Origin of the sequence: Candidatus Magnetaquicoccus inordinatus (assembly GCF_004217665.1) — a bacterium.
GTDB lineage: Bacteria > Pseudomonadota > Magnetococcia > Magnetococcales > Magnetaquicoccaceae > Magnetaquicoccus > Magnetaquicoccus inordinatus.
The window spans coordinates 1-2,185 of the sequence record NZ_RXIU01000355.1 but is presented as its reverse complement, the minus strand read 5'-3'; the positions used below and the strand labels follow the sequence as shown (position 1 = coordinate 2,185).

Annotated in this window: 2 protein-coding genes; both read right to left on the bottom strand. The window is 53.4% G+C overall.

What is annotated here, in order from left to right; genetic code table 11:
• Window positions 1–26 precede the first annotated feature (26 nt).
• Window positions 27–167: a hypothetical protein gene (locus EJP87_RS18070; protein ID WP_193771446.1), complete on the bottom strand. Its 141-nt coding sequence runs from the start codon at window positions 165–167 to the stop codon at window positions 27–29.
• A gap of 104 nt (window positions 168–271) precedes the next feature.
• Window positions 272–2,185 (bottom strand): O-linked N-acetylglucosamine transferase, SPINDLY family protein (locus tag EJP87_RS15570; RefSeq protein WP_130472771.1); only part of this gene is annotated, 1,914 nt, incomplete at its 5' end.

The following is a 2,185-nucleotide window of genomic DNA, read 5'->3' as shown; positions in this document are numbered from 1 at the left end:
CATGGGTAGTCGGATTCCTTGCAAAGTTATTTGACAGAGCCATGAATAAACTGACTGATCAACTCTTCAAAATTGATAGCCGGTTCAGTACGCACGATGGTCGCATCCGCCGCCAGAAGATTTTTCGAGCCGCCAGGACTGATAACGATGTAACGATCACCAATCAAACCTTTGGTGAGGCTCCGCCAGGGAGGTGCCCTCCCTGGACCCGCAGTTATTTTTGGTGGTGAATAGTTAAATTTTATCAATCAGTGTCGTGGTATTTATAAAGTCATCGACTATGCCAAATGCGCAGCAGTTGCCTCTCCAAATCAGCGGTATAGCTTGGAGCGGCGCACAGTGGCGAGTGCTGCATGCGTTCGCGCAAACCAGCGCGAATGGTGGCAAGAAGCGCATAATCGGTGGCCAATTGGCAGGCGATTTGTACATACTCTTCACAGGTGGAGGCGACCCATTGGGGTGAACCGATTGTGTGCAAAACGCTGCTGCCCATGCGGCTCATGAAACCTTCGCCCAGCAGAGTGACCAAAGGTACGCCCATCCAGAGGGTATCACAACTGGTGGTTCCACCATTGAAAGGGGTGGGATCAAGGGCAATATCCACATCAGCATATTCCGCCAAATAGCGCTCCATCGGTGATGCAGGACGCATAAGAATCCGTTCGTCGGCAATACCCTGGACCCGAAAACGTTGTTGCACAAGCTGCATGGTACCGGCATCGCCCAGACTGGAAGCCTTGAGCAACAAGCGCGCATCGGGAAGAGCGTGCAGCAGCTTTGCCCACAGAGCAACTGTTTTGTCAGAAAGCTTGGGCAGATTATTAAAGCTGCCGAAGGTAATATAGCCATTTTTCAAAGCGGGCAACGGGGCTACAGGGGGTGCACCTGCTCTGTGATAACATAAAAAACTCTCTTGCAAATAGAGCACCTTTTCAGTGTACAGATGCCTCTCTTCGGCAGGAATGACATGGCGATCGGCCACAATATAATCGATCTCCGGCAAACCTGTGGAAAAGGGATAGCCCAAAAAAACAGCCTGGAGGGGTGCCGCCCGACAGGCCATCAGATCCATGCGTCCACCGGCGGTATAGCCGGCCAGATCAATCAGAATATCGATTTCATCATCGCGAATCTGCTGAGCCATCTTTTCCCGTTTCCATCCCTCCAGATTGCGCCAGCTTTGGGCATAGCGCATCAGCCGTTCTGTGGTCTCATCGGCTGCGTGCGGCAAGGCATAGCAGGTGACATGGAAACGATCACGGTTGTGATGGCGCAAGATGGGTTCGATAAATAGGCCGACAGGATGGCTGCGCAGATCGGGTGAAAGATAGCCGATGCGACAGCTCTGTCGATGCAACAAAGCAGGTGGAGAGGGAGGCAAAGGGGTAACCTGTTGACGCACATGAACGGCCAGTTCCTGATGCAATTGACTTTGCATCTGGCCATCCAAACTGTCGCTATACAGGGAAGAAAAGAGCGTATTGCCAATCGCCACCAGGCTGTCTGGTTTGCGCTCCCTGGCTTTGGCCAAAAGCTGTTGTCCCTCTTCAATACGTGCTTGCTGCACCAGGGCAAAAGCCTGCATACCGAGCAGATCCAGATGTTCCGGATAGCGAACCAATAGAGGTGCCATCAACTGCATGGCTTCACTGATCAGACCCAGATCAATCAAGGTACAGGCCAGGCTGGCCATGGTATCCGGATCATCCGGTTGCAGTTGCGCTGCCTTGCGCAAACAACGCAACCCCTCTTCATGGCGCTTTTTGAGTCGATACAATGTGCCCAGATTGGCCAAGGCGACAACATGCTGGGGATCGATGCAGAGACAACGCAACCAGGCTGCCTCTGCCTCTTCATTATTGCCGAGCGCACGCCACGCCACGCCCATGGCGTTGGCAGTATTGGCCAAACCAGGTTGCAAGGATTCGATACGACGATAGATGGAGAGTGCAGCTTCTGCCTCTTCCTGCTCGTAGAGATGGTCTCCCTGCAGCCGCAACAAATCCACATGATCGGGCCATAACGACAACGCCTCCTGCAGCAAAGCTGTGGTCTCTGCCGTGCGTTTTTGCGCCTGACAGAGACGAATCAGATTCAGCCAGGCTACAGGATGATCCCGCCGTTGTTGCAGAGCACTGCGATAACAGCGCTCTGCTGCCACTGCATCTTGCGCACGCTGCTGCAG